At 69.8% G+C, this 22,615-nt stretch carries 21 protein-coding genes; 11 read left to right on the top strand and 10 right to left on the bottom strand.

Annotated elements, in window-relative coordinates:
• Positions 1-12 precede the first annotated feature (12 nt).
• The 7 genes from mmsA (at position 13) to ASF44_RS23310 (ending at position 9,346) form a co-directional block, all read left to right on the top strand.
• Complete coding sequence (gene mmsA, locus ASF44_RS23340; protein WP_056901648.1) at positions 13-1,560, top strand: multiple monosaccharide ABC transporter ATP-binding protein; 1,548 nt, start codon at positions 13-15, stop codon at positions 1,558-1,560.
• The gene (gene mmsB / locus ASF44_RS23335) at positions 1,557-2,789 is read left to right on the top strand and encodes a multiple monosaccharide ABC transporter permease (protein WP_056901647.1); all 1,233 of its coding nucleotides are present in this window, start codon (positions 1,557-1,559) and stop codon (positions 2,787-2,789) included. Before mmsA ends, mmsB begins: the two co-directional genes overlap by 4 nt.
• Positions 2,786-4,300, top strand: coding sequence for a sugar ABC transporter ATP-binding protein (locus ASF44_RS23330; RefSeq protein WP_056901646.1), 1,515 nt, complete (start codon positions 2,786-2,788; stop codon positions 4,298-4,300). Before mmsB ends, ASF44_RS23330 begins: the two co-directional genes overlap by 4 nt.
• A gap of 346 nt (positions 4,301-4,646) precedes the next feature.
• Positions 4,647-5,666 carry an ABC transporter permease gene (locus tag ASF44_RS23325; protein WP_056901645.1) on the top strand — a complete coding sequence of 340 codons (1,020 nt, stop codon included), beginning with the start codon at positions 4,647-4,649 and terminating at the stop codon, positions 5,664-5,666.
• Positions 5,663-6,670 (top strand): galactofuranose ABC transporter, permease protein YjfF, encoded by a 1,008-nt coding sequence (gene yjfF, locus ASF44_RS23320; RefSeq protein ID WP_056901644.1) that lies wholly within the window; start codon positions 5,663-5,665, stop codon positions 6,668-6,670. Before ASF44_RS23325 ends, yjfF begins: the two co-directional genes overlap by 4 nt.
• Before the next feature lie 7 nt (positions 6,671-6,677).
• Positions 6,678-8,417, top strand: coding sequence for an IlvD/Edd family dehydratase (locus ASF44_RS23315; protein WP_369820954.1), 1,740 nt, complete (start codon positions 6,678-6,680; stop codon positions 8,415-8,417).
• Positions 8,418-8,425: 8 nt separating this feature from the next.
• Complete coding sequence (locus ASF44_RS23310) at positions 8,426-9,346, top strand: dihydrodipicolinate synthase family protein (RefSeq protein WP_056901642.1); 921 nt, start codon at positions 8,426-8,428, stop codon at positions 9,344-9,346.
• Here the strand turns inward: ASF44_RS23310 and ASF44_RS23305 are convergent.
• From ASF44_RS23305 to andAc, 8 genes are read right to left on the bottom strand one after another with little or no spacing between them, the layout of a single operon-like run.
• The gene (locus ASF44_RS23305; RefSeq protein WP_056901641.1) at positions 9,343-10,062 is read right to left on the bottom strand and encodes an ABC transporter ATP-binding protein; all 720 of its coding nucleotides are present in this window, start codon (positions 10,060-10,062) and stop codon (positions 9,343-9,345) included. The genes ASF44_RS23310 and ASF44_RS23305 overlap by 4 nt on opposite strands.
• A complete protein-coding gene (locus ASF44_RS23300) occupies positions 10,062-10,823 on the bottom strand; it encodes an ABC transporter ATP-binding protein (protein WP_056901640.1) in 762 nt (253 codons plus the stop codon). The genes ASF44_RS23305 and ASF44_RS23300 overlap by 1 nt, the downstream gene beginning before the upstream one ends.
• On the bottom strand, positions 10,820-11,803 hold the full coding sequence (locus tag ASF44_RS23295) for a branched-chain amino acid ABC transporter permease (protein WP_056901639.1): 984 nt from the start codon (positions 11,801-11,803) through the stop codon (positions 10,820-10,822). Before ASF44_RS23295 ends, ASF44_RS23300 begins: the two co-directional genes overlap by 4 nt.
• A 6-nt stretch (positions 11,804-11,809) precedes the next feature.
• Positions 11,810-12,730: a branched-chain amino acid ABC transporter permease gene (locus ASF44_RS23290; protein ID WP_056901638.1), complete on the bottom strand. Its 921-nt coding sequence runs from the start codon at positions 12,728-12,730 to the stop codon at positions 11,810-11,812.
• A gap of 13 nt (positions 12,731-12,743) precedes the next feature.
• Positions 12,744-13,946, bottom strand: a complete 1,203-nt coding sequence (locus ASF44_RS23285; RefSeq protein WP_056901637.1) for an ABC transporter substrate-binding protein — start codon at positions 13,944-13,946, stop codon at positions 12,744-12,746.
• 29 nt (positions 13,947-13,975) lie between these two features.
• Positions 13,976-14,320 (bottom strand): non-heme iron oxygenase ferredoxin subunit, encoded by a 345-nt coding sequence (locus ASF44_RS23280; protein WP_056901636.1) that lies wholly within the window; start codon positions 14,318-14,320, stop codon positions 13,976-13,978.
• Position 14,321: 1 nt separating this feature from the next.
• Positions 14,322-14,837 (bottom strand): anthranilate 1,2-dioxygenase small subunit AndAd, encoded by a 516-nt coding sequence (gene andAd, locus ASF44_RS23275; RefSeq protein ID WP_056901635.1) that lies wholly within the window; start codon positions 14,835-14,837, stop codon positions 14,322-14,324.
• A 1-nt stretch (position 14,838) separates the two neighbouring features.
• Positions 14,839-16,125, bottom strand: coding sequence for an anthranilate 1,2-dioxygenase large subunit AndAc (andAc, locus tag ASF44_RS23270; RefSeq protein WP_056901634.1), 1,287 nt, complete (start codon positions 16,123-16,125; stop codon positions 14,839-14,841).
• A 169-nt stretch (positions 16,126-16,294) separates the two neighbouring features.
• Between andAc and andR the strand changes: the two genes are divergently transcribed.
• Positions 16,295-17,287, top strand: coding sequence for an anthranilate 1,2-dioxygenase regulatory protein AndR (gene andR, locus ASF44_RS23265; RefSeq protein WP_056901633.1), 993 nt, complete (start codon positions 16,295-16,297; stop codon positions 17,285-17,287).
• A gap of 6 nt (positions 17,288-17,293) precedes the next feature.
• Here the strand turns inward: andR and ASF44_RS23260 are convergent, their stop codons facing one another.
• Positions 17,294-18,259 (bottom strand): PDR/VanB family oxidoreductase, encoded by a 966-nt coding sequence (locus ASF44_RS23260; RefSeq protein WP_056901632.1) that lies wholly within the window; start codon positions 18,257-18,259, stop codon positions 17,294-17,296.
• A gap of 92 nt (positions 18,260-18,351) precedes the next feature.
• A complete protein-coding gene (locus ASF44_RS23255) occupies positions 18,352-19,407 on the bottom strand; it encodes an aromatic ring-hydroxylating dioxygenase subunit alpha (RefSeq protein WP_056901631.1) in 1,056 nt (351 codons plus the stop codon).
• 91 nt (positions 19,408-19,498) lie between these two features.
• Between ASF44_RS23255 and ASF44_RS23250 the strand changes: the two genes are divergently transcribed.
• The 3 genes from ASF44_RS23250 (at position 19,499) to ASF44_RS23240 (ending at position 22,561) form a co-directional block, all read left to right on the top strand.
• Positions 19,499-20,341, top strand: a complete 843-nt coding sequence (locus ASF44_RS23250; RefSeq protein WP_082524986.1) for a GntR family transcriptional regulator — start codon at positions 19,499-19,501, stop codon at positions 20,339-20,341.
• A 71-nt stretch (positions 20,342-20,412) separates the two neighbouring features.
• Positions 20,413-21,618 carry an ABC transporter substrate-binding protein gene (locus ASF44_RS23245; RefSeq protein ID WP_056901630.1) on the top strand — a complete coding sequence of 402 codons (1,206 nt, stop codon included), beginning with the start codon at positions 20,413-20,415 and terminating at the stop codon, positions 21,616-21,618.
• A 67-nt stretch (positions 21,619-21,685) separates the two neighbouring features.
• A complete protein-coding gene (locus tag ASF44_RS23240) occupies positions 21,686-22,561 on the top strand; it encodes a branched-chain amino acid ABC transporter permease (protein WP_056901629.1) in 876 nt (291 codons plus the stop codon).
• The last annotated feature ends 54 nt before the right edge of the window (positions 22,562-22,615 follow it).

Here is a 22,615-nt window from a genome sequence, read left to right as displayed (position 1 = left end):
GGGGCAAGGGCCATGCGCACGCTGCTGGAGATGCGGGCCATCCGCAAGACCTTCCCCGGCGTCGTGGCGCTGGACCGGGTCGACCTGGCGATCCGCGAGGGCGAGATCCACGCCCTCGTGGGCGAGAACGGCGCGGGCAAGTCCACGCTGATGAAGGTGCTGTCGGGCGTGTACCCGCATGGCGCGTACGAGGGCGAGATCGTCTACGACGGCGCGGTGCAGCGCTTCGGCGGCATCCACGACAGCGAGCGCGCCGGCATCATCATCATCCACCAGGAGCTGGCGCTGGTGCCGATGCTCTCGATCGCCGAGAACATCTTCCTGGGCAACGAGGTGGCCACGCGCGGCGTGATCGACTGGACCGCGGCACACCAGCGCACGCAGGCGCTGCTGGCCAAGGTGGGCCTGCGCGCATCGCCCGAGGCGCCGGTGGGCGACCTGGGCATGGGCAAGCAGCAGTTGGTGGAGATCGCCAAGGCGCTGTCGAAGAAGGTGCGCCTCCTGATCCTGGACGAGCCCACGGCCAGCCTGAACGAGAACGACAGCCAGGCGCTGCTGGATTTGTTGATCGGCCTGCGCGCGCAGGGCATCACCTGCATCCTGATCTCGCACAAGCTCAACGAGATCGCGCGCGTGGCCGACTCGGTGACCATCCTGCGCGACGGCAGCAGCGTGGAGACCATCGACTGCCAGGGCGCGCCCGTGAGCGAAGACCGCGTGATCCGCGGCATGGTGGGCCGCGCCATGGCCGACCGCTACCCGCCGCGCAGCCCGCAGATCGGCGCCATCGGCTTCGAGGTGCGCGACTGGTCGGCCCGGCACCCGGAGCATGCCGACCGCGACTTCCTGCGCGGCCTGCACCTGAACGTGCGCCATGGCGAGGTGGTCGGCATCGCCGGCCTCATGGGCTCGGGCCGCACCGAGTTCGCGATGAGCGTGTTCGGCCGCAGCTGGGGCCGGCAGATCCGCGGCCAGGTGCTGCTGGACGGCGCGCCGGTGGACGTGTCCACCGTCGGCAAGGCCATCGCGCACGGCCTGGCCTATGTGACGGAAGACCGCAAGGGCGCGGGCCTGGTGCTGGACGAGAGCATCCAGTTCAACACCTCGCTGGCCAACCTGCCCGGCGTCTCGCGCGGCGGCGTGATCTCCAGCGAACAGGAGCATGCGGTGGCTGAGCGCTACCGCAAGTCGATGCGCATCCGCACGCCGAATGTGCTGCAGAAGACGCTGAACCTCTCGGGCGGCAACCAGCAGAAGGTGGTGCTGGGCAAGTGGCTGTTCACCGAACCCCAGGTGCTGATCCTGGACGAGCCCACGCGCGGCATCGACGTGGGCGCCAAGTACGAGATCTATGCGCTGATCGCCGAGCTCGCGGCGCAGGGCCGCTGCGTGGTCGTGATCTCGTCGGAGATGCCCGAGCTGCTGGGCATCTCGGACCGCATCTACGTGATGAACGAGGGCCGCTTCGTGGCCGAGATGCCCACGGCCGAAGCCTCGCAGGAACGCATCATGGCCGCCATCCTGAAGGCCCATGCGCCACGACCAGAACAAGTGACATGACCGAAGACACCGTTTCCGCGCGCACTGCGCAGACCGCGCCCGCCGCCCCGGCGCCCTCCCTGGGCAGCTACCTGCGCCACAACTTCCGCGAATACGGCATGTTGCTGAGCCTGGTGGCGATCATGGTGTTCTTCCAGGTCATGACCGACGGCACGCTGATGCAGCCGCTGAACCTGACCAACCTGGTGCTGCAGAACAGCTACATCGTCATCATGGCGCTGGGCATGCTGCTGGTCATCGTGGCGGGGCACATCGACCTGTCGGTGGGCTCCGTCTGCGGCTTCGTCGGTGCGCTGGCGGCCGTGCTCATGGTGCAGCACGACTGGCCCGTGCTGCCGGCCACCGTGGCCTGCCTGCTGTGCGGCGGCGTCATCGGCGCGGCGCAGGGCTGGTTCGTGGCCTATGCGCGCATCCCGTCCTTCATCGTCACGCTGGCGGGCATGCTGGTGTTCAAGGGGCTCGCGCTGGCGCTGCTGGCGGGGCAGTCGGTGGGGCCGTTTCCCGACGTGTTCCAGGCGCTGAGCTCGGGCTTCATCCCCGACCCGCTGGCCGCGCCGCCCACGCCGGGGCAGCAGAACCTGCGCCTGCTCACGCTGCTGCTGGGCGTGGCGGCCGCGCTGCTGTTCGTGTGGACCGGGTGGCGCGCGCGCCAGCGCCAGCGCGCACACGGCATCACGAGCGAGCCGGGCGGCTTCTTCGTGGCCAAGACCGTCGTGTTCGCCGCGCTGCTGGTCGGCTTCTCGTGGCTGCTGGCCTCGTACCGCGGCCTGCCCAACGTGCTGGTGGTCATGGCGCTGCTGATCCTGTTGTTCGACTTCGTCACGCGGCGCACCACCATCGGCCGGCGCGTCTATGCGCTGGGCGGCAACGAGAAGGCCGCGCGGCTGTCGGGGATCGACACCCGGCGCCTGTCGTTCCTCACCTTCGTCAACATGGGCGTGCTGGCGGCACTGGCCGGCCTGGTGTTCGCGGCGCGGCTCAACACCGCCACCCCCAAGGCCGGCCTGGGCTTCGAGCTCGACGTGATCGCGGCCTGCTTCATCGGTGGGGCCTCGGCTTCCGGCGGCGTGGGCAAGGTCATGGGCGCGGTGATCGGCGCGTTCATCATGGGCGTGATGAACAACGGCATGTCGATCCTGGGCATCGGGATCGACTACCAGCAGGTCATCAAGGGGCTGGTGTTGCTGGCGGCCGTGTTCATCGACGTTTACCACAAGAACAAGGCATGAGCGCGCTGCCTGTTCTGGAACTCTCGGGCATCGGCAAGCGCTTCGGCGACATCGATGTGCTGCAGGACGTGCAGCTGCGCCTGTACCCGGGCGAGATCCACGCGCTCATGGGCCAGAACGGCGCGGGCAAGTCCACGCTGATCAAGGTGCTCACGGGCGTGTTCCCGGCCAGCGCGGGCGAGATCCGGCTGGGCAGCGAGCGGGTGCGGCCCGACTCTCCGATCGCCGCGCAGCGCCTGGGCATCAGCACGGTCTACCAGGAGGTGAACCTGTGCCCCAACCTGTCGGTGGCCGAGAACATGTTCGCCGGCCGCTATCCGCGCCGGGGCGTCCTGCAGGGCCGGCGCATCGACTGGAAGGAAGTGCACGCCCAGGCGCGCGCGCTGCTGGCGCGCATCGGCTTGGCCATCGACGTGACGCGCCTGCTGTCCAGCTACCCGGTGGCCGTGCAGCAGATGGTGGCGATCGCGCGCGCGCTGGGTGTCGATGCGCGGGTGCTGATCCTCGACGAGCCCACCTCCAGCCTCGACGAGGATGAGGTGCGCAAGCTGTTCGCCGTGCTGCGCAAGCTGCGCGACGAGGGGCTGGCCATCGTCTTCGTCACGCACTTCATGAACCAGGTCTATGCCGTGTCCGACCGCATCACGGTACTGCGCAATGGCGGCTGGGTGGGCGAGTGGCCGGTGGCCGAGCTGCCGGCGCCGCAGTTGATCGCCGCGATGCTGGGGCGCGAGTTGGCCGCCGCGCAGGCGCGGCCTGCGCCCGTGCAGGTGGCCGACGCCGGTGCCACGCCGCTGCTGCGCGCCGAAGGCCTGGGCCAGGCGGCGCAGCTGCAGCCCATCGACCTGCAGGTGCGCGCCGGCGAGGTGGTGGGCCTGGCGGGGCTGCTGGGCGCGGGGCGCACCGAACTCGCGCGGCTGCTGTTCGGCCTGGAGGCGCCCGACCGCGGCACGCTGGCCATCGACGGCCAGGCCGTGCGCTTCGCCAGCCCGTCGGACGCGATCGCCGCGGGGCTGGCGCTGTGCCCGGAGGAACGCAAGACGGATGGCATCGTCGCCGAGCTGTCGGTGCGCGAGAACATCGCGCTGGCGCTGCAGGCGCGCATGGGCGTGGGCAAGTTTCTGTCGCGCGCCGAGCAGGCGCGGCTGGCCGAGCGCTTCGTGCAGCAGCTGGGCATCAAGACCGCCAGCATCGAGACGCCCATCGGCCTGCTGTCGGGCGGCAACCAGCAGAAGGCCGTGATCGCGCGCTGGCTGGCCACCGCGCCGCGCCTGCTGATCCTGGACGAGCCCACGCGCGGCATCGACGTGGCGGCCAAGCAGGAGATCATGGAGCAGATCCTGCAGCTGGCCGAGGCCGGCATGGCGGTGGTGTTCATCTCGTCGGAGATCAGCGAGGTGGTGCGCGTGGCGCACCGCATCGTGGTGCTGCGCGACCGGCGCAAGGTGGGGGAGCTGCCGGCGGGCAGCACGGAGGACGATGTGTACGAGATGATTGCGGCGGCTGCATGACGCGACACCAGTTTGCACGCTTGGCGCGGGACCACGCCGACGGTGTGCTCCACTCCGCGAATGTCCCCCGGCCTTGCCCGCCTTGCCGGCCTGGGGCCGTCAAGGCGGGCAAGGCCTCCTCCTTTATTTCGCTGCGTGGAGCACACCATCGTCGCGGTCTGGCAGCGTCGCGTCGCATGGGCCAGCACGACGCGACGTGTCCAGGGTCGAGGGTACTGGGAGGCCCCTGCAGCGAAATCAAGGAGGAGCCTGGGCCGCCTGCGGCCCAGGCGGGGGACATTCGCGGAAGGGGCCTCCCGGTGGCCTCGGCCCGCGCGCCACGTCACCCCCTGCACAGGGAGCCCGGATGCTGACCCGCTGGATGCAACACCGCCTGGCCTGGCCGCTCGTCACGCTCGCCATCCTGCTCATCGTCAACGCCGCCTTCAACCCCGGCTTTCTGCGCATCGAGTGGCGCGAGGGCCATCTGTACGGCAGCCTCATCGACATCCTGAACCGCGCCGCGCCGCTGATCCTCGTGTCCCTGGGCATGACGCTGGTGATCGCCACGCGCGGCATCGACATCTCGGTGGGCGCCGTGGTGGCCATCAGCGCGGCCGTCGCGGCCTGGACCATCGGCGGCAACGTGGACGGCACGGCGCGCTTCGGCCTGCCGCTGGCCATCGTGGCTGCGCTGGGCGTGGCGCTGGCCTGCGGGCTGTGGAACGGCGTGCTGGTCGCCGGCGCGGGCATGCAGCCCATCATCGCCACGCTGATCCTCATGGTGGCCGGCCGCGGCGTCGCGCAGTTGATCACCGACGGGCAGATCCTCACGGTCTACCACAAGCCCTTCTTCTTCCTGGGCGGTGGCTACCTGCTGGGGCTGCCGTTCTCGGTGTTCGTGGTGGCGGCCGTGTTCGGCCTCTTGTACCTGGCCGCCACGCGCAGCGCGCTGGGCCTGTTCATCCAGTCGGTAGGCATCAACCCCACGGCCGCGCGCGTGGCCGGCGTGCAGGCGAAACGGCTGGTGCTGGGCGCCTACGCGGTCTGCGGTCTGTGTGCCGGCATGGCGGGCCTGCTGATCAGCTCCAACATCAAGAGCGCCGACGCCAACAACGCCGGCCAGCTGCTGGAGCTCGACGCGATCCTGGCCGTGACGCTGGGCGGCACGCTGCTGACGGGCGGGCGCTTCAGCCTGGTGGGCAGCGTGATCGGCGCGCTGATCATCCAGACGCTGACCTACGCCATCTACTCGCTGGGCGTGCCGCCCGAGATCAACCTCGTGGTCAAGGCCGTCGTGGTGTTCGCCGTGATGCTGCTGCAATCGGCCGAGTTCCGCAGCGCGCTGCGCGTGCTGGCCGTGCGGCCCGCGGGAGGCCTGCGATGAGCAGCGTGCCCGCGCCCGCCATGGCGCCCACGCCGCATGCGCCGCGGCTGGACCCGAAATACCTGCCGCTCGCCGCCACCGTCTCTTTGTTCGTGGCCGTGGCCACGCTGGGCGGTCTGCGCTACGACGGCTTCTTCTCGGCCCAGGTGTTTTTGAACCTGCTGATCGACAACGCCTTCGTGCTGGTGGTGGCCATCGGCATGAGCTTCGTGATCCTCACGGGCGGCATCGACCTGTCGGTGGGCTCGGTCATCGCCCTGACCACCATGGTCTCGGCCACGCTGGTCGAGCGGCATGGCTGGAGCCCGCTGTCCACCATCCCGCTGGTGCTGGCGATGGGCACGCTCTTCGGCGCGTTCATGGGGCTGTTGATCGAGCGCTTCCGGCTGCAGCCCTTCATCGTCACGCTGGCCGGCATGTTCCTCGCGCGCGGGCTGTGCTACCTGATCAGCATCGATTCCATCAGCATCACCAGCGCGGCGTATGCGGAGCTGGCGCAGATCCGCATCCCGCTGCCCGGCGAGACCTCGCTGTCGCTGTCCGCGGTGATCGCGCTGGCGGTGCTGGCGCTGGCCATGTTCGTGGCGCACTGCACGCCCTTCGGCCGCACCGTCTACGCCATCGGCGGCAACGAGCAGTCGGCCCGGCTCATGGGGCTGCCGGTGCGGCGCACGCTGGTGGGCGTGTACGCGCTGTCGGGTTTGTGTTCGGCTCTGGCCGGCGTGCTGTTCACGTTCTACATGCTGTCGGGCTACGGCCTGCACGCGCTGGGGCTGGAACTGGACGCGATCGCCGCCGTCGTCATCGGCGGCACGCTGCTGTCGGGCGGCGTGGGCTACCTGGCGGGCACGCTCTTTGGCGTGCTGATGCTGGGGATCATCCAGACGCTGATTTCCTTCGACGGCACGCTCAGCTCCTGGTGGACACGCATCGTCGTGGGCGTGCTGCTGTTCGTGTTCTGCCTGCTGCAGCGCTTCATCACGGCGCGCGGCCCCAACCGGTGACATCTCCATGACCGACAAGAAACTCCGTTCAGCCGCTTGGTTCGGCACCGCCGACAAGAACGGCTTCATGTACCGCAGCTGGATGAAGAACCAGGGCATCCCCGACCACGAGTTCGACGGGCGGCCCATCGTGGGCATCTGCAACACCTGGTCGGAGCTGACGCCCTGCAACGCGCACTTCCGCAAGATCGCCGAGCACGTGAAGCGCGGCATCTCCGAGGCGGGCGGCTTCCCGGTGGAGTTCCCGGTGTTCAGCAACGGCGAGTCCAACCTGCGGCCGACCGCCATGCTGACGCGCAACCTCGCCAGCATGGACGTGGAGGAGGCCATCCGCGGCAACCCCATCGACGCCGTGGTGCTGCTGACCGGCTGCGATAAGACCACGCCCGCGCTGCTGATGGGCGCGGCCAGCTGCGACGTTCCGGCCATCGTGGTCACGGGCGGGCCGATGCTGAACGGCAAGCTGGAGGGCCGCAACATCGGCTCGGGCACGGCCGTGTGGCAGCTGCACGAGTCGTTGAAGGCCGGCGAGATCAACCTGCACCAGTTCCTGGCGGCCGAAGGCGGCATGAGCCGCTCGGCCGGCACCTGCAACACCATGGGCACGGCCTCCACCATGGCCTGCATGGCCGAGGCGCTGGGCACCTCGCTGCCGCACAACGCGGCCATCCCGGCCGTCGACGCGCGGCGCTACGTGCTGGCGCAGATGTCGGGCGCGCGCATCGTGGCCATGGCGCGCGAGGGGCTCAGCCTGTCGAAGATCCTCACGCGCCAGGCCTTCGAGAACGCGATCCGCGTGAACGCGGCCATCGGCGGCTCGACCAACGCGGTGATCCACCTCAAGGCCATCGCCGGGCGCATCGGCGTGCCGCTGGAGCTGGAGGACTGGACGCGCATCGGCGCCGGCACGCCCACGCTGGTGGACCTCATGCCCTCGGGCCGCTTCCTGATGGAGGAGTTCTACTACGCGGGCGGCCTGCCGGCCGTGCTGCGGCGCCTGGGGGAGCACGGCCTGCTGCCGCACCCCGAGGCGCTGACCGTGAACGGCCACACGCTGTGGGACAACGTGAAGGACGCGCCGAGCTACGACGACGAGGTGATCCGCCCGCTGGACAAGCCGCTGCTGCCCGACGGCGGCATGCGCATCCTGCGCGGCAACCTGGCGCCGCGCGGCGCGGTGCTCAAACCCTCGGCCGCCACGCCCGCGCTGCTGCAGCACCGCGGCCGCGCCGTGGTGTTCGAGAACCTGGAGCACTACAAGGAACGCATCGTCGACGAATCGCTGGAGGTCGATGCCGACTCGGTGCTGGTGCTCAAGAACTGCGGCCCGCGCGGCTACCCCGGCATGGCCGAGGTCGGCAACATGGGCCTGCCGCCCAAGCTGCTGCGCCAAGGCGTGAAGGACATGGTGCGCATCTCCGACGCGCGCATGAGCGGCACGGCCTACGGCACGGTGGTGCTGCACGTGGCGCCCGAGGCCGGGGCGGGCGGCCCGCTGCTGGCCGTGCAGGACGGCGACTGGATCGAGCTGGACTGCGCGGGCGGCCGGCTGCACCTGGACATCCCCGACGAGGAACTGGCCCGCCGCCTGTCCGAGCGCGCCGCGCAGGCCGCGCTGCAGGCCCAGCCCGCGCGCGGCGGCTACGCCGGCCTCTACGTCCAACACGTGCTGCAGGCCGACGAGGGCTGCGACTTCGACTTCCTGGTCGGCTGCCGCGGCGCCGACGTGCCACGCCATTCGCATTGAGGATCACCATGACCGCACCCCGCTACCGAGGCGTCTTCCCCGTCGTTCCCACCATCTTCCGCGAGGACGGCAGCCTGGATCTGCACAGCCAGAAGCGCTGCGTCGACTTCATGATCGACGCCGGCTCGCACGGCCTGTGCATCCTGGCCAACTTCTCCGAGCAGTTCCTGATCGCCGACGACGAGCGCGAGCTGCTCACGCGCACCGTGCTCGAGCATGTGGCCGGCCGCGTGCCGGTGATCGTGACCACCACGCACTTCAGCACCAAGGTGTGCGCCGAGCGCAGCCGCCGCGCGCAGGACATGGGCGCGGCCATGGTCATGGTGATGCCGCCCTACCACGGCGCCACCTTCCGCGTGGGCGAGCCGCAGATCCACGCCTTCTACCAGGGCGTGTCGGACGCCATCGGTATTCCCATCATGGTGCAGGACGCGCCGGCCGCCGGCACGCCGATGTCGGCCGCGTTCCTCGCGCGCATGGCGCAGGAGATCGAGCACCTGAGCTATTTCAAGATCGAGACGGCCGGCGCCGCCGGCAAGCTGCGCGAGCTGATCCGCCTGGGCGGCGATGCCATCGAAGGGCCGTGGGACGGCGAGGAGGCCATCACGCTGATCCCCGACCTGGACGCCGGCGCCACCGGCGCGATGACGGGCGGCGGCTACCCCGACGGCATCCGCCAGATCCTGGACGCGTATGTCGCCGGCAACCGCGAGGAAGCCATCGCCCAATACACCCGCTGGCTGCCGCTGATCAACTACGAGAACCGGCAGGCCGGCTTCCTGGCGGCCAAGGCGCTGATGCTGGAAGGCGGCGTGATCGCCTGCGACGCACCGCGCGCGCCCTGGCCGGCCATGCATCCGGAGGTGCGCAAGGGCCTGCTCGAGACGGCGCGCCGGCTCGACCCGCTGGTGCTGCGCTGGGGACGCTAGACGCCCAGGTAGCGCGCCCACACACCGCGGTCGCCGTCCAGCGCCGCGGAGTTGCCCTGCCAGACCACGCGCCCGCGCTCCAGCACCACGTGGTGGTCGGCCAGGGACAGCAGGCGCTCGATGTACTTGTCGACCACCAGCGTGGTCTGCCCGTCGGCTTTGAGCTGCGCCAGGCAGCGCCAGATCTCCTCGCGGACCACGGGCGCCAGGCCCTCGGTGGCTTCGTCCAGGATCAACAGGCGCGGGTTGGTCGACAGTGCGCGCGCGATGGCCAGCATCTGCTGCTCGCCGCCCGAGAGCTGGTTGCCCATGTTGTTCTCGCGTTCCTTCAGGCGCGGGAACAGGCCATACAGCCGGGCCAGGTCCCAGCCGCCGCGCTGGCCGTTGCGCTGGTCGGCGAAGGCCAGCAGGTGCTCGCGCACCGTGAGGTTGGGAAAGCACTGCCGGCCCTCGGGCACGATGGCCACGCCCAGCCGCGCAATCGCGTCGGGCCGCAGCCCGGCCAGCGGCTGGCCGCCGAAGCGCACGCTGCCGCCGCGCAGCGCGAGCGCGCCGATCAGCGTCTTGATGGTGGTGCTCTTGCCCATGCCGTTGCGGCCCAGCAGGGTCACGACCTGGCCGGCGGGGATGTCCAGGTCCACGCCGAACAGCACCTGGCTCGCGCCGTAGCCGGCCTGCAGTTGCCGCGCCTGCAGCAGCGGTTCCGGGGCGGCCATCAGGCAGGTGCTCCCACGCTGTCTTCGGTGCCGAGGTAGACGGCCTGCACCTGCGGGTTGCCGCGGATGGCGTCGACACCGCCCGAGACGAGCACCTTGCCATAGACCAGCACCGAGATGCGGTCGGCCAGCGCGAACACGGCCTTCATGTCGTGCTCGATCAGCAGGATCGCCATGTCCTTCTTGAGTTCCTGGATCAGTTCGGTCATGCGTTCGGAGTCTTCGGGGCCCATGCCGGCCATGGGTTCGTCGAGCAGCAGCAGCTTGGGGTTGGCGGCCAGGGCCAGCGCCACATCGAGCTTGCGCTGCGCGCCGTGCGGCAGGGTGCCGGCCACGCGGTGCTGGTCGGCGGCCAGGCCCACGCGTTCGGCCAGTGCCTGCGCGGTGTCGGCCAGCGGGCGCTCGTGGCGCCGGTCGCGCAGCAGGCCGAAGCTGGAGCCGGCATGGGCCTGGGCTGCCAGCAGCAGGTTGTCGCGCACGGTCGCCTCGCGGAAGATGCTCGTGATCTGGAAGCAGCGCGACAGGCCGGCGCGCACGCGGGCGTGCATGGGCAGGCGCGTGAGGTCCTGGCCGTCGAGCAGCACGCGCCCGTCATCGGGCGGGATCAGCCCCGAGATCAGGTTCACGAGCGTGGACTTGCCGGCCCCGTTGGGGCCGATCAGCGCATGGATCTCGCCGGGCTGCACGGTCAGCGACACATGGTCCGTGGCCAGCAGCGCGCCGAAGCGCTTGACCAATCCTTCGACCTGGAACAGGCTCACTGCAGTGCCTCCTGTCCGTGCAACGCCGCAGCCTTGCCAGGCCGCCGCTCCAGCACACTGGCCAGCCCGCGCGGCGCCAGGAACACGATGGCGATCAGCAGCACGCCCAGCGGCAGGTGCCAGTACTCGGTGTGGAGCTTGACGACCTCTTCCAGCCCGATCCACACGGCCGCACCCACCGGCCCGCCCCAGCGCCTGCCCACGCCGCCGATGACCACCATCACGACCAGTGTGGCCGACTGCGTCCAGTGCATGATCTGCGGGCTCACGAAGCTGTTGTGCGAGACCAGCAGCGCGCCCGCCAGCCCGGCCAGCGCACCGGCCAGCGCGAAGGCCGCCAGCCGCAGCCGGAACACCGGAAAGCCCATGGCCTGCATGCGCGTCTCGTTGTCGCGGATGCCCGTCAGCGCGTGGCCGAAGCGCGAGACGGTCGCCCGGTTGAGCATTGCCATCACGGCCGCGAACAGCACCAGCACGACCCAGTAGAAGGTGGGCTCGTGCGTGCTGTCCAGGCCCAGGCCGAACTGCGGGCGCTCCATGAGGTTGTAGCCGTCGTCGCCGCCGTAGGCACGCAGCGCGACCGCGACGAAGTACAGCATCTGCGCGAAGGCCAGCGTGATCATGATGAAGTACACGCCGCGCGTGCGCAGTGCGACGAGTCCGATCAGCGCGGCCGCGCCACCGGCCACCAGCATGGCGGCCGGCCACATCAGCCAGGCCGAGGTCTGGCCCGCATCGGCCAGCGCCACCAGCGTGTAGGCGCCTACGCCCACGAAGCCCATGTGGCCCAGCGCCACCAGGCCGCCGTAGCCGAGGATGAAGTTCAGGCTGGCCGCAGCCAGCGCAAAGACGAGCGCGCGGCGCACGAAGTTGATGTAGTAGTCCAGCCCCAGCAGCGGGGCCAGCAGCGGGAAGGCCGCGAGCAGTGCGAACGCGGCCCAGGGCAGCCAGCGTTGCGCCTTGGAATGGGTGGATTGCATGCGGAGTCAGCCTCGTGCGGGGAACAGGCCGGTGGGCTTGAAGGCCAGCACGCCGGCCATCAGCGCATAGGTGGCCAGGCCCGCGATCAGCGGCGCGAGGTCGGACACCAGCGTGGGCGGCAGCACGCTGCGCAGCGCCATCGGCACGAAGGCGCGGCCGATGGTGTCCACCAGGCCGACCAGCATGGCCGCCACGAAGGCGCCGCGCACCGAGCCGATGCCGCCGATGACCAGCACCACGAGCGAGGGGATCAATATCTCCTCGCCCATGCCCACCTGCACGGCCGTGAGCGGCCCCATCAGCGCGCCGGCCAGCGCGGCGAGAGCCGCGCCGAGCAGGAAGACGAGCGAGAACACGCGGTCCACGCGCACGCCCATCCATTCGGCCATGGCGCGGTTCGATGCGCCCGCGCGCACCAGCATGCCCACGCGCGTGTGGTTGACCAGCAAGTACAGGCCCAGCGCCACCAGCACGCCGGCCGCGATGATCACGAAGCGGTAGGCCGGGTAGGGCAGGCCGGGGATCAGCTCCACCGGGCCGGCCAGCGCGGCCGGTGCCGAGGCCATGATGGGCGAGGGCCCCCAGGCCATCTTCACGAGGTCGTCGGCGATGAGGATGATGCCGAAGGTGGCCAGCACCTGCGACAGGTGGTCGCGCCCGTAGAGCCGGCGCACCAGCAGGGCTTCGAGCGCCAGCGCCACCAGCACCACCACCGCCAGCGCCGCGAGCAGCGCGCCGATGAAGGAGCCGGTGAGCGTGTGCACGCTGGCCGCCACGTAGGCGCCGCCCATGAACAGCGAGCCGTGCGCCAGGTTCATGACGTCCATGATGCCGAACACCAGCGTGAGGCCGGCGGCCAGCAGGAACAGCATCAGGCCGTAGCCCATGCCGTTGAGCATCTGTTCGATGAAGAGCGTGGTCGTCATGCGGCGCGCGCTTTCACTTCATCTTGCAGAGCTGGTGGTAGGCGTCCTGGTAGCCCTTGAGCGGCGTGGACAGCGTCTTGTTCGTGATGTTGCCGGCGGCGTCCTTGCCGATCACGCGCAGGTAGTAGTCCTGGATCGGGAAGTTGTTGTTGCCGTACTTGAACGGCCCGCGGATGGACTGGAAGTTGGCGGCCTTGAGCGCCTTGAGCACGGCAGCCTTGTCCTTCACGTTGCCCTTGGTGTCGCGCGCGGCGGCGTCCATGGCCAGGATCGCGTCGTAGGCCTGGGCGGCGTAGAAGGTCGGGTAGCGCTTGTAGGCCTTGCGGAACTCGGCGACGAACTTCTGGTTGGCCGGGTTCGGCACGTCGTGCGAGTACTGCGAGGTGGAGAACAGGCCCAGCATGGGCTCGCCCACGGCTGCAATCGTGTCCTCGTCGGCCGAGGCCGGGCCGGTGACCAGCTGGATGTCGCGCGACAGGCCGGCCGCCACGAACTGCTTGATGAAGTTGATGCCCATGGCGCCGGGCAGGAAGAAGTACACGGCCTGCGGCTTGGCGGCGCGGATCTGCGCGAGTTCGGCCGCGTAGTCGAGCTGGCCGACCTTGGTGTAGACCTCGGCCACCACTTCGCCCTTGTACAGACGCTTGTAGCCGGTCAGGTGGTCGCGCCCGGCCGGGTAGTTGGGCGCAACGATGAACGAGGTCTTCAGGCCCTTGTCGGTGGCCCACTGGCCGGCGGCTTCGTCCCAGGTGTCGTTCTGGTAGCTCTGGCCGAAGAAGAAGGGGTTGCACTGCGCGCCGGCGTACTGGCTGGGGCCGGGGTTGCTGGTGATGAAGGGCACCTTGGCTGCGAACAGCGCCGGGCCCACGGCCAGCGCCACGTTCGACGGCGTGGGGCCGGTGAAGAAGTCGATCTTGTTCTGCTGGATGAAGCGGTCGACCACCTGCTTGGCCTGGTCGGGGCTGCCGGCCGTGTCGGCCTGCAGGAACTCGGCCGGGTAGCCGCCCAGCTTGCCGTCCAGCAGCTTGACGGCCAGGTTGATCGCGTCGCGAGTCTCGGCGCCGCCGGCCGCGAACGGGCCGGAGATGTCCAGCGCCAGGCCGACCTTGATGGGGTCGGCAGCCAGGGCGGCGTTGGCGGCCAGCGCCAGCGCGGAACCGAGCGCAAAGGCGGCGCCGCCATGGCGCAGGGTGGTGAAGCTCTTCGATGCGGGCATGGGCACTCCGTGGGGATGGACAGATCGGATCAGGGGAGAAGCGGCGTGGCGACTTCGACGCGGCCGTCGCGCACGCGGACCGGATAGCTGCGCACGTCCTCGGTCACCGGGCCGCCGCAGGCCGCGCCGGTGCAGATGTCGAACAGGCCCTGGTGCAGCGGGCATTCGATGCGGCCGTCTTCGACATAGCCATCGGACAGCCGGGCGTTGCCGTGCGTGCACAGGTCGTGCAGCGCATGCAGCGACTCCCCTTGCCTGAACATAGCAATCGGCATGCCACCGGCCACGACGGGCCAGACTGCGCCGTCGGGAAAGTCGTTGGGCTCGCCCACGTCGGTCCAGGTCGCGGGCTGCAGGATGGTGGTGGTGTCCATGTCAGATCGGGGTGGCGAGGAGGGTGATGACGCGCGAGGTGTCGTAGATGACCCGGCGCTGGGCGTAGCGCCAGCCAGCTGGCGTGCGCACGATGCGGTCGAGGTAGCGGCCGGCTTGGTAGACGAAGCTCTCGCCGTTGGTGCGGGTCTGGATCACCACGTAGCTGGATTCGGCTTGCACGCTGCCGTCTTCTTGCGGGGCCAGCACGAGGCCGCTGGTCATGTGGCGGCAGCTGTGGTCCTCGTAGATGCTGGCGTGGCGCAGCGAGACCACGCGGTCGCGCAGCATGCGCTGGTTGTTGCAGTAGATGAGGCCGATGGGCAGGCCCAGGTCGGCGTTCTCCTTGGGCACGATCTCGTAGAGGCAGTCCTCGGTGAACAGCGTGGCCCATTCCTCGAGCCGGTCGTTATCGAGTGCGGCGCAGTAGCGCTCGCCCAGTTGGTGGATCTCGAACCAGAGCAGCAGGCTGTCGAGCGATGCGGTGGTGGTGGGGCGTTCTGCCAGCGTCGTGTCCATCTCAGTAGCCCATGAGTTGTTGGTAGCCCGTCCAGAACTTGCGGATCAGGTTCTCGGTGACCATGGTGTCCTCGCGCGTCGGGTCGGAGCGGCCCAGCTCGATGACCGAGGTGGCTTCAGGATCGCGGGCCGTGCCGCGCTGCACCAGTTCGGTGGCCTCGGTGTCTTCCATGGAGATGTAGCCGGCCGGGCCGACCAGGTTGGCCTGCTTGATGCGCAGCGCGCGCAGCTCGGGCGTGTCGTCGGCGTAGCCGAAGAAGTGGAAGACCAGCTCGAACTCGCCCGGGCCCTTGGGCAGCACCTGGCGCGCCACCAGAGTGTTGTGGATCTGCTGCAGCACGAGCTGCGGGAAGATCGTCTGGATGTGGTTGGTGCAGTCTTCCTCGAACTCGGAGACGAAGCCCAGCACCGAGTCGTCTTCGAGGTGAAAGCCCTCGTCCATCGAGCGGATGGCCTGCTGCTTGTAGGCCGTGGCGGTGTCGCTCTCGTCGACCTTGGTCGCGGTGATGATGCTGTGCAGGCCGTGCCGCACGTCGGCGATGGAGCGCGCCTTCATGCCCACGCGGAAGATGTTGAAGGTGGTGTGGAACAGGTGCAGCAGGCTGGCGTGGTAGGGGTCCTTGACGTTCTCGTAGTACAGCTTCCAGTTCGAACGCGCGTACTGGCGCGTGCAACCGAGGTACACCACGGGTTTGTGCATGACGCGGTCGACCCAGGGCGCCATCTGCGGGCCGATGTACTCCGGCAGCGGCGGCGCCTCGGCACTGAAGCTGGCGAACACCAGGCCCTTGTAGCTCTCGGCACGCAGCTGGCGCAGGCCGTGGTTCTTGGGGTTGAAGTCGGCCGGCATGCCCGGTGCACCATTTTGGCCACGCCTGAACGGCACGCCCTGCAGGTTGCCGCGCGTGTCGAAGCTCCACTGGTGGTAGACGCAGGTGTGCGAGGTGGCGTTGCCGCGCGCGTTGCGGCAGACGATGGCGCCGCGGTGCGCGCAGCGGTTGACCCAGGCGGCCACGCCGCCATCCTCGGTGCGCGTGACGACCACGGGCGTGTCGCCCACGAAGGTGCTCTTGTAGTCGCCGGCCTTGGGGATCTCGGCGTCCAGCGCGACGAAGCTCCAGGTCGGGCCGCGGTAGATGCGCTCCTGCTCGCGCTCGAAGACTTCCTGCGAGCTGAAGACTTCGTAGGGCACGCGCGAGCCGTCGGCCTGCGGAAAATGCACCAGCCGGGCCGCCTCGGCCGTGGCTTTGATCGATTTCAGTGCACTGATGTCGACGGGATGGTTCATGGTGGGTCCTCGTGGCATGCGCCGCGCCGGGGCGGCGAGTGGGGCCAATCTTGGAAGACCCAGGGGGCGCTGGCTATCCGCTTTGCGCGCCGGCAGGCGGCCGCTGTCCGTTTTGCGCAGCCGTCTGCGGCCACGGCGCCCTGGCGCGCTTCTTGCGCCGGACCAAGCCGTGTTGCCCAGCCAGACCTTCCGTCCAGCCACGCCTTCCGGGTTCGAGCCTGCGCTGCTGCGCGCGCGCCGCCTGTTCGAATCCAGTGACCTGGAGGACACGCGCGAGCGCATCTCGCGCGTGATGCAGCCGCACGGCCTGCAGCCCATCGCGCGTGCCCATGGCGGCCGTGCCCACATGGACTACCTTTGCGTGGGCGGCATCGGCATCGGCACCATCGCCTTCGGCGAGGCCATGCGCGTGGACGTGGAGCATGTGGAGGACTACCACCTGCTGATGTTCTGCCTGCGCGGCCGGGCCGACACGCTGGTGGGCGGCCAGGCGCTGCAGACGCACGGGCTGCAGGGCATGGCCTGCGCACCCGGCGAGCGCTTCGTGGCCGCGCTGTCGGCCGATGCCGAGCAGCTGGTGCTGCGGCTGGACCGCCGCATGCTGGAGGCGCACGCCGGCCGGCCGATCCGCTTCGACACCGCCTTCGACCTGCGCCGCCCCGCGCTGCAGGCCTGGCTGCAGCAGCTGCACTTGCTGCTCAACGCCGAACCCATGCTGGCGGCCGTACATGCGCACCCGCTGGTGGCGCTGGAGATGGAGCGGCTGCTGGTGCAGCTGCTGCTGGCGGGCCAGCCGTGGACCGAGGTGGCGGCTGCGCCCATGCTGCGTGCAGGGCAAGGCGGCCGCGCCTGCGTGCGCCGGGCCGAAGCCTACATGCGCGAGCACGCCGACGCACCGCTGCGCATGGCCGACATCGCCGAAGCGGCCGGCGTGCCGGTGCGCACGCTGCAGGAGGCTTTCCAGCAGGCGCGCGACTGCAGCCCCATGCAGTACCTGCGCGAGTTGCGGCTGGATGTGGCGCACCGGCGGCTGCGCGAGCCGCAGGCCGGCACCACCGTGGCCACGGTGGCGCTGGACTGCGGGTTCACGCACCTGGGCCGCTTCGCGCAGGCCTACGCACAGCGCTTCGGCGAATCGCCGTCGGCCACGCTGCGCGGTTGAGGCGCGCTACAGGTCCAGCACCAGCACCGCGCTCTTCGCCCGCGAGCAGCAGGGTGTGAACTGGTCGTTCGCGGCCTTCTCCTCGTCGCTGAAGTACAAATCGCGGTGGTCGCACTCGCCCTCCAGAACGCGCGTGATGCAGGTGCCGCAGACGCCTTGCTCGCACGAGGTCATGACCTCGATGCCGTGGGCGAGCAGGGCCTGCACCACGCTCTGGTCCTTGGCCACGGTGATGCTCTGGCCGCTGCTGGCGATGCGCACCTCGAAGCTGCCGTCGCCGCTGGTGTCCTGCGGCGCGGCGCCGAAGTACTCGAGGTGGATGTTGGCCTTGTCCCAGCCCTGCGCCTGGGCGGTGCCGACCACGTGGTCGATGAAGCCGGTGGGGCCGCAGACGTAGACATGGGTGCCGGCGGCCGGCGTGGCCAGCAGGCGTGCGGCGTCGAGCTTCTGCGCGGCGTCGCCGTCGTCGAAGTGGAAGTGCACGCGCTGCGACCAGGGCGCGGCCGCGATCTCGGCGCGGAAGGCCGTGCGCTCGGCAGAGCGCGCGCAGTAATGGAGCTCGAAGTCGGCGGCGAGCAGGGCCAGGCGCTGCGCCATGCAAAGCAGCGGCGTCACGCCGATGCCGCCGGCCAGGAGCAGCGTGCGCTCGGCGCGCACCAACGGGAAGTGGTTGCGCGGCGTGCTGATGGTGAGCACGTCGCCCTCGTGCACGGCGTCGTGCATGCCGGCCGAGCCGCCGCGCGAGGCCGCGTCGCGCAGCACGGCGATGCGGTAGTGCGTCGACTCCTGGTCGTCGTTGCACAGCGAGTACTGGCGCGTGGTGCCGCCCTGGGCGTCAGGCACCTGCACGTCGATGTGCGAACCCGCGCTGAAGGCCGGCAGCGGGCCGCCGTCCATGCGGGCGAGCTCGAAGCTGGCGATGTCCTGCGCCTCCTGCGTCTTGCGCAGGACCTTGACGGTGAGCTGCTCCATGTCAGTGTCGCCCGGCCGCCCGAAGGCACTGACGCACCCCCTCGGGGGGCAGCGGACCGCGCGAAGCGGGGAAGCGTGGGGGCAGTTTCATGTCAGGCCGCCTGCGCCTGCGGCGCCGTTGCGGCCTGCTCGGCCGCCATCATCTTGTCCAGCAGCTTGCGCGACTGCACGCCGCCCGCGTCGATGTTGAGCAGCAGCAGGCGGCGCGACGGGTGCAGCAGCAGGTTGCGCTGCTGCGCCTCCAGCACGGCCATGTCTTCGGCGAACACCTTGGCCTGGCCTTCGCGGATCTGCGCGGTGAGCGCCTTGTCCTTCACGTTGAAGTTGCGCGCCATGCCCCAGAAGTACCAGTGCGAGGTCTCGGTCTCGGGCGTGATGAAGTCCACCACGATGCTGTAGACCTTCTGCTCCGCCGGCGCGTGGTAGCCGCCCTGGCCCGCCAGCGCCACGCCCACCTCGATCATGATGTGGCTGGGCGGCGTGAAACGGCACACCTGCCAGCGGTCCACCGGCTGGTCGTCGGGCAGATGGTTGCCGCGCAGGTTGGCGCGCCAGAAGGGCGGGGCCATCACGTTCTCCATGAAACGGCTGGTGACGACCTGGCCGCCCTCGACCTTGGTGGTCACCGGCGTCTCGTCGATCTCCTTCTGGCCGATGCTGGTGGCGTGCACGTAGGTCTCGTGCGTGAGGTCCATCAGGTTGTCGACCATGAGCCGGTAGTCCGCCTGGATGTGGTACAGGCCGCCGCCGTAGGCCCAGTCGGGGCTGTTGGCCCATTCCAGGTGGTGGATGGCGGCTGGGTCGGCCAGCGCGGCATCGCCGGGCCAGACCCAGATGAAGCCGTGGCGCTCGACCACGGGGAAGTTGCGGATCTTCGGAAAACCCGCCGTGCGCTGGCCGGGCATGGAGACGGTCTTGCCGTCGCAGCCCATCACCAGGCCGTGGTAGCCGCAGACCAGCTGGCCTTCGCAGACGCTGCCCAGCGACAGCCTGGCGCCGCGGTGCGGGCAGAAGTCCTCCAGCGCGGCGACCTGGCCGTCGGCGCCGCGGTAGAACACGATGTGCTCGCCGCAGATCTGGCGGCCCAGGGGTTTGGCGTCGATCTCGTCGGGCGTGCAGGCGACGTACCAGGTGTTGCGCGGGAACATGCGGTCTCCGTGGGGTTGAAATTAGGGTTGTAATGTATACCGCAAGACGCAATGTTGCTTCAAAATAAGCCATTCTTAGCGAATTACTCGGATGAATGTATACATAGACGCCGAAAGCCGGGAAGCAGACGACGCCGGCGGATCGCAGTCGCTGCGCGCCCAGCTGCGCCTGCGCGAGCTGATCCTGGGCGGTGCGCTGGCGCCCGGCACGCGCATCGCCGAGGTGGCGCTGGTGGAACGCATCGGCGTGTCGCGCACGCCCATCCGCGCCGCGCTGCTGCGGCTCGAACAGGAAGGCCTGCTGCAGGCGCTGCCCGGCGGCGGCTACGCCGTGCGCGTGTTTTCCGAGCGTGAGGTGGCCGACGCGATCGAGCTGCGCGGCACGCTGGAGGGCCTGGCGGCCCGGCTGGCGGCCGAGCGCGGCGTGCCGGCCGAGATGCTGGCGCTGGCCGATGCAGCGCTGGACGAGATCGACGCCGTGCTGCGCCACAGCGCGCTGGACGACGCCCACTGGCAGCGCTACGTGGCCGCGAACGAGCGCTTCCACCACCTGCTGCACGGCATGGCCGGCAGCGAGGTGGTGGCGCGCGAGCTCGAGCGCGTGCTGCGCCTGCCGTTCGCATCGCCCTCGGCCTTCGTCGTGCAGCAGGCCCATGCGCCGCAGGCGCGCGACATGCTCATCGTGGCGCAGGACCAGCACCGCCAGGTGCTGGAAGCCATCGCACGGCGCGAGAGCGCACGCGCCGAAGCCATCCTGCGCGAGCACGCGCGCATTGCCCAGCGCAACCTGCGCGAGGCCATGGCCGCCCCCATGCCGGGCCGCGCGCCGGGGGTGCGGCTGGTGGTGCCCGAGGCCGAGTCGCCGGAGCCCGCGCCGGCACCGGACGCGCCGCGCCGGCGCGGCCGGCCCCGCAAGGACGCCAGCGCACGCTGAAGCTATCGCACAATGCGCGACCAAAAGCGGCCACGAACCCGTTCGATTACCAGACCAATGAAGGAGATGACATGCAAGCACCCACGACCCGCCGAACGGCGCTGACATTCGGCACGGCGCTGACCGTGGCCGCCGCGGCTGCGCTGGCCGGCCTGGCCGCCGCGCCGGCCCAAGCCCAGGACAACGTGTTCAAGATCGGCCTGATCCTGCCCATGACCGGGCAACAGGCCACCACGGGGCGGCAGATCGAGGCCGCCGCGCGCCTGTACATGGCGCAGAACGGCGACACCGTGGCCGGCAGGAAGGTGCAGCTGATCGTCAAGGACGACACCAGCCTGCCCGACCAGACACGCCGCCTGGCGCAGGAGTTGATCGTGGGCGACAAGGTCAACGTGCTGGCGGGCATGGGCATCACGCCCTCGGCGCTGGCCGTGGCGCCGCTGGCCACGCAATCGAAGACGCCGCTGGTGGTGATGGCGGCCGCCACCTCCAGCATCACCGAGGCCTCGCCCTTCGTGGTGCGCACCAGCTTCACGCTGCCGCAGGCCTCGGTCGCGCTGGCCGACTGGGCGCCGAAGAACAACATCAAGACCGTGGTCTCGCTGGTCTCGGACTACGGCCCGGGCATCGACGCCGAGAAGTACTTCAACGCGCGCATGGTCAACAACGGCGGCAAGGTGATCGAGGCGCTGCGCGTGCCCATGCGCAACCCCGATTTCGCGCCCTTCCTGCAGAAGGTGCGCGACCTCAAGCCCGATGCGCTGTTCGTGTTCGTGCCCTCCGGCGCGGGCGCGGCCGTCATGAAGCAGTTCACGGAGCGCGGCATGGACAAGGCCGGCATCCGCCTGATCGGCACGGGCGACGTGACCGACGACGACCAGCTCAACGACATGGGCGACGCGGCCCTGGGCGTGGTCACCTCGCACCACTACTCGGCCGCGCACCCGTCCGAGCTCAACAGGAAGTTCGTCGACGCGTTCCAGAAGGCCAACAAGAACCTGCGGCCCAACTTCATGGCCGTGGGTGGCTACGACGGCATGCGCGTGATCTACGAGGCGCTCAGGTCCACCAAGGGCGCCGGCGGCGGCGAGGCCCTGGTCGCGGCCATGAAAGGCCAGATCTTCGAGAGCCCGCGCGGCAAGATCTACATCGACGCGCAGACGCGCGACATCGTGCAGGACATCTACCTGCGCAAGGTCGAGAAGAAGGACGGCCAGCTCTGGAACGTGGAGTTCGACGTGATCAAGGACGTCAAGGACCCCGGCAAGACCAAGTGAACGGCCGCGCCTGAAGGCCCCGGATGGCGGCCCGCCGGGCGCGCTGCCATCCCTTTCCTCGCACTCCATGCTGACCATCCTCTTCGACGGCATTGCCTACGGCATGCTGCTGTTCATCCTGGCCGTGGGCCTGGCCGTGACCATGGGGCTGATGAACTTCATCAACCTCGCGCACGGCGCCTTCGCCATGGTGGGCGGCTACACCACGGTGCTGCTGATGCAGCGCGCGGGCTGGCCCTTCCTGGCCTGCCTGCCGCTGGCCTTCCTCGTGCCGGCGCTGCTGGGCGCGGTGCTGGAGCGCACGCTCTACCGCCCGCTCTACCGGCGCCCGCACCTGGACCAGGTGCTGTTCTCCATCGGCCTGGTCTTCATGGCCGTGGCGGCGGTGGATTACTTCATCGGCTCCACACAGCAGATCATGCAGCTGCCCGAGTGGCTCAAGGGCCGCAGCGAGTTCGGCAGCGGCGCGTACGCGCTGGGCATGGGCCACTACCGGCTGTTCATCATCGTGGTGTGCGCATTGCTCACGCTGGCCCTGCAGTACGTGCTGTCGTCCACGCGCTTCGGCAGCCGGCTGCGCGCGAGCGTGGACGACCAGCGCGTGGCGGCCGGCCTGGGCATCAACGTCAACTTCGTGTTCCTGGCCACCTTCGCGGTGGGCTCGGGCCTGGCGGGGCTGGGCGGCGCGCTGGGCGCCGAGGTGCTGGGCCTGGACCCGCAGTTCCCGCTCAAGTTCATGGTGTACTTTTTGATCGTCGTGGCGGTGGGCGGCACGGCCTCCATCACCGGGCCGCTGCTGGCCGCGCTGCTCCTGGGCGTGGCCGACGTGGCGGGCAAGTACTACATCCCCAAGATGGGGGCCTTCATCGTCTACAGCCTCATGATCGCGATCCTGATCTGGCGGCCGCAAGGCCTGTTCGTGCGCAAGGGAGGCAAGGCATGAGTGCACCTGGCGAAGGGCCCCGCGCAGCGGGGACCGACAACAGCGCGGCTGGCT

Source organism: Pseudorhodoferax sp. Leaf274 (genome assembly GCF_001422445.1).
Lineage (GTDB): Bacteria > Pseudomonadota > Gammaproteobacteria > Burkholderiales > Burkholderiaceae_C > Pseudorhodoferax.
The sequence above is the reverse complement of the archived record's forward strand: the minus strand, read 5'-3'. Positions and strand labels throughout refer to the sequence as shown.

Excerpts from the sequence above, each read along its gene's own strand:
- ASF44_RS23250 (WP_082524986.1), top strand. The coding sequence starts at position 19,499 with ATGAATGTATACATAGACGCCGAAAGCCGGGAAGCAGACGACGCCGGC.
- ASF44_RS23255 (WP_056901631.1), bottom strand. The coding sequence starts at position 19,407 with ATGTTCCCGCGCAACACCTGGTACGTCGCCTGCACGCCCGACGAGATC.
- ASF44_RS23280 (WP_056901636.1), bottom strand. The coding sequence starts at position 14,320 with ATGGACACCACCACCATCCTGCAGCCCGCGACCTGGACCGACGTGGGC.
- ASF44_RS23240 (WP_056901629.1), top strand. The coding sequence starts at position 21,686 with ATGCTGACCATCCTCTTCGACGGCATTGCCTACGGCATGCTGCTGTTC.
- ASF44_RS23290 (WP_056901638.1), bottom strand. The coding sequence starts at position 12,730 with ATGACGACCACGCTCTTCATCGAACAGATGCTCAACGGCATGGGCTAC.
- ASF44_RS23260 (WP_056901632.1), bottom strand. The coding sequence starts at position 18,259 with ATGGAGCAGCTCACCGTCAAGGTCCTGCGCAAGACGCAGGAGGCGCAG.
- mmsB (WP_056901647.1), top strand. The coding sequence starts at position 1,557 with ATGACCGAAGACACCGTTTCCGCGCGCACTGCGCAGACCGCGCCCGCC.
- ASF44_RS23310 (WP_056901642.1), top strand. The coding sequence starts at position 8,426 with ATGACCGCACCCCGCTACCGAGGCGTCTTCCCCGTCGTTCCCACCATC.
- ASF44_RS23285 (WP_056901637.1), bottom strand. The coding sequence starts at position 13,946 with ATGCCCGCATCGAAGAGCTTCACCACCCTGCGCCATGGCGGCGCCGCC.
- yjfF (WP_056901644.1), top strand. The coding sequence starts at position 5,663 with ATGAGCAGCGTGCCCGCGCCCGCCATGGCGCCCACGCCGCATGCGCCG.
- ASF44_RS23245 (WP_056901630.1), top strand. The coding sequence starts at position 20,413 with ATGCAAGCACCCACGACCCGCCGAACGGCGCTGACATTCGGCACGGCG.
- ASF44_RS23305 (WP_056901641.1), bottom strand. The coding sequence starts at position 10,062 with ATGGCCGCCCCGGAACCGCTGCTGCAGGCGCGGCAACTGCAGGCCGGC.
- ASF44_RS23295 (WP_056901639.1), bottom strand. The coding sequence starts at position 11,803 with ATGCAATCCACCCATTCCAAGGCGCAACGCTGGCTGCCCTGGGCCGCG.
- andAd (WP_056901635.1), bottom strand. The coding sequence starts at position 14,837 with ATGGACACGACGCTGGCAGAACGCCCCACCACCACCGCATCGCTCGAC.
- ASF44_RS23315 (WP_369820954.1), top strand. The coding sequence starts at position 6,678 with ATGACCGACAAGAAACTCCGTTCAGCCGCTTGGTTCGGCACCGCCGAC.
- andAc (WP_056901634.1), bottom strand. The coding sequence starts at position 16,125 with ATGAACCATCCCGTCGACATCAGTGCACTGAAATCGATCAAAGCCACG.
- ASF44_RS23330 (WP_056901646.1), top strand. The coding sequence starts at position 2,786 with ATGAGCGCGCTGCCTGTTCTGGAACTCTCGGGCATCGGCAAGCGCTTC.
- ASF44_RS23325 (WP_056901645.1), top strand. The coding sequence starts at position 4,647 with ATGCTGACCCGCTGGATGCAACACCGCCTGGCCTGGCCGCTCGTCACG.
- mmsA (WP_056901648.1), top strand. The coding sequence starts at position 13 with ATGCGCACGCTGCTGGAGATGCGGGCCATCCGCAAGACCTTCCCCGGC.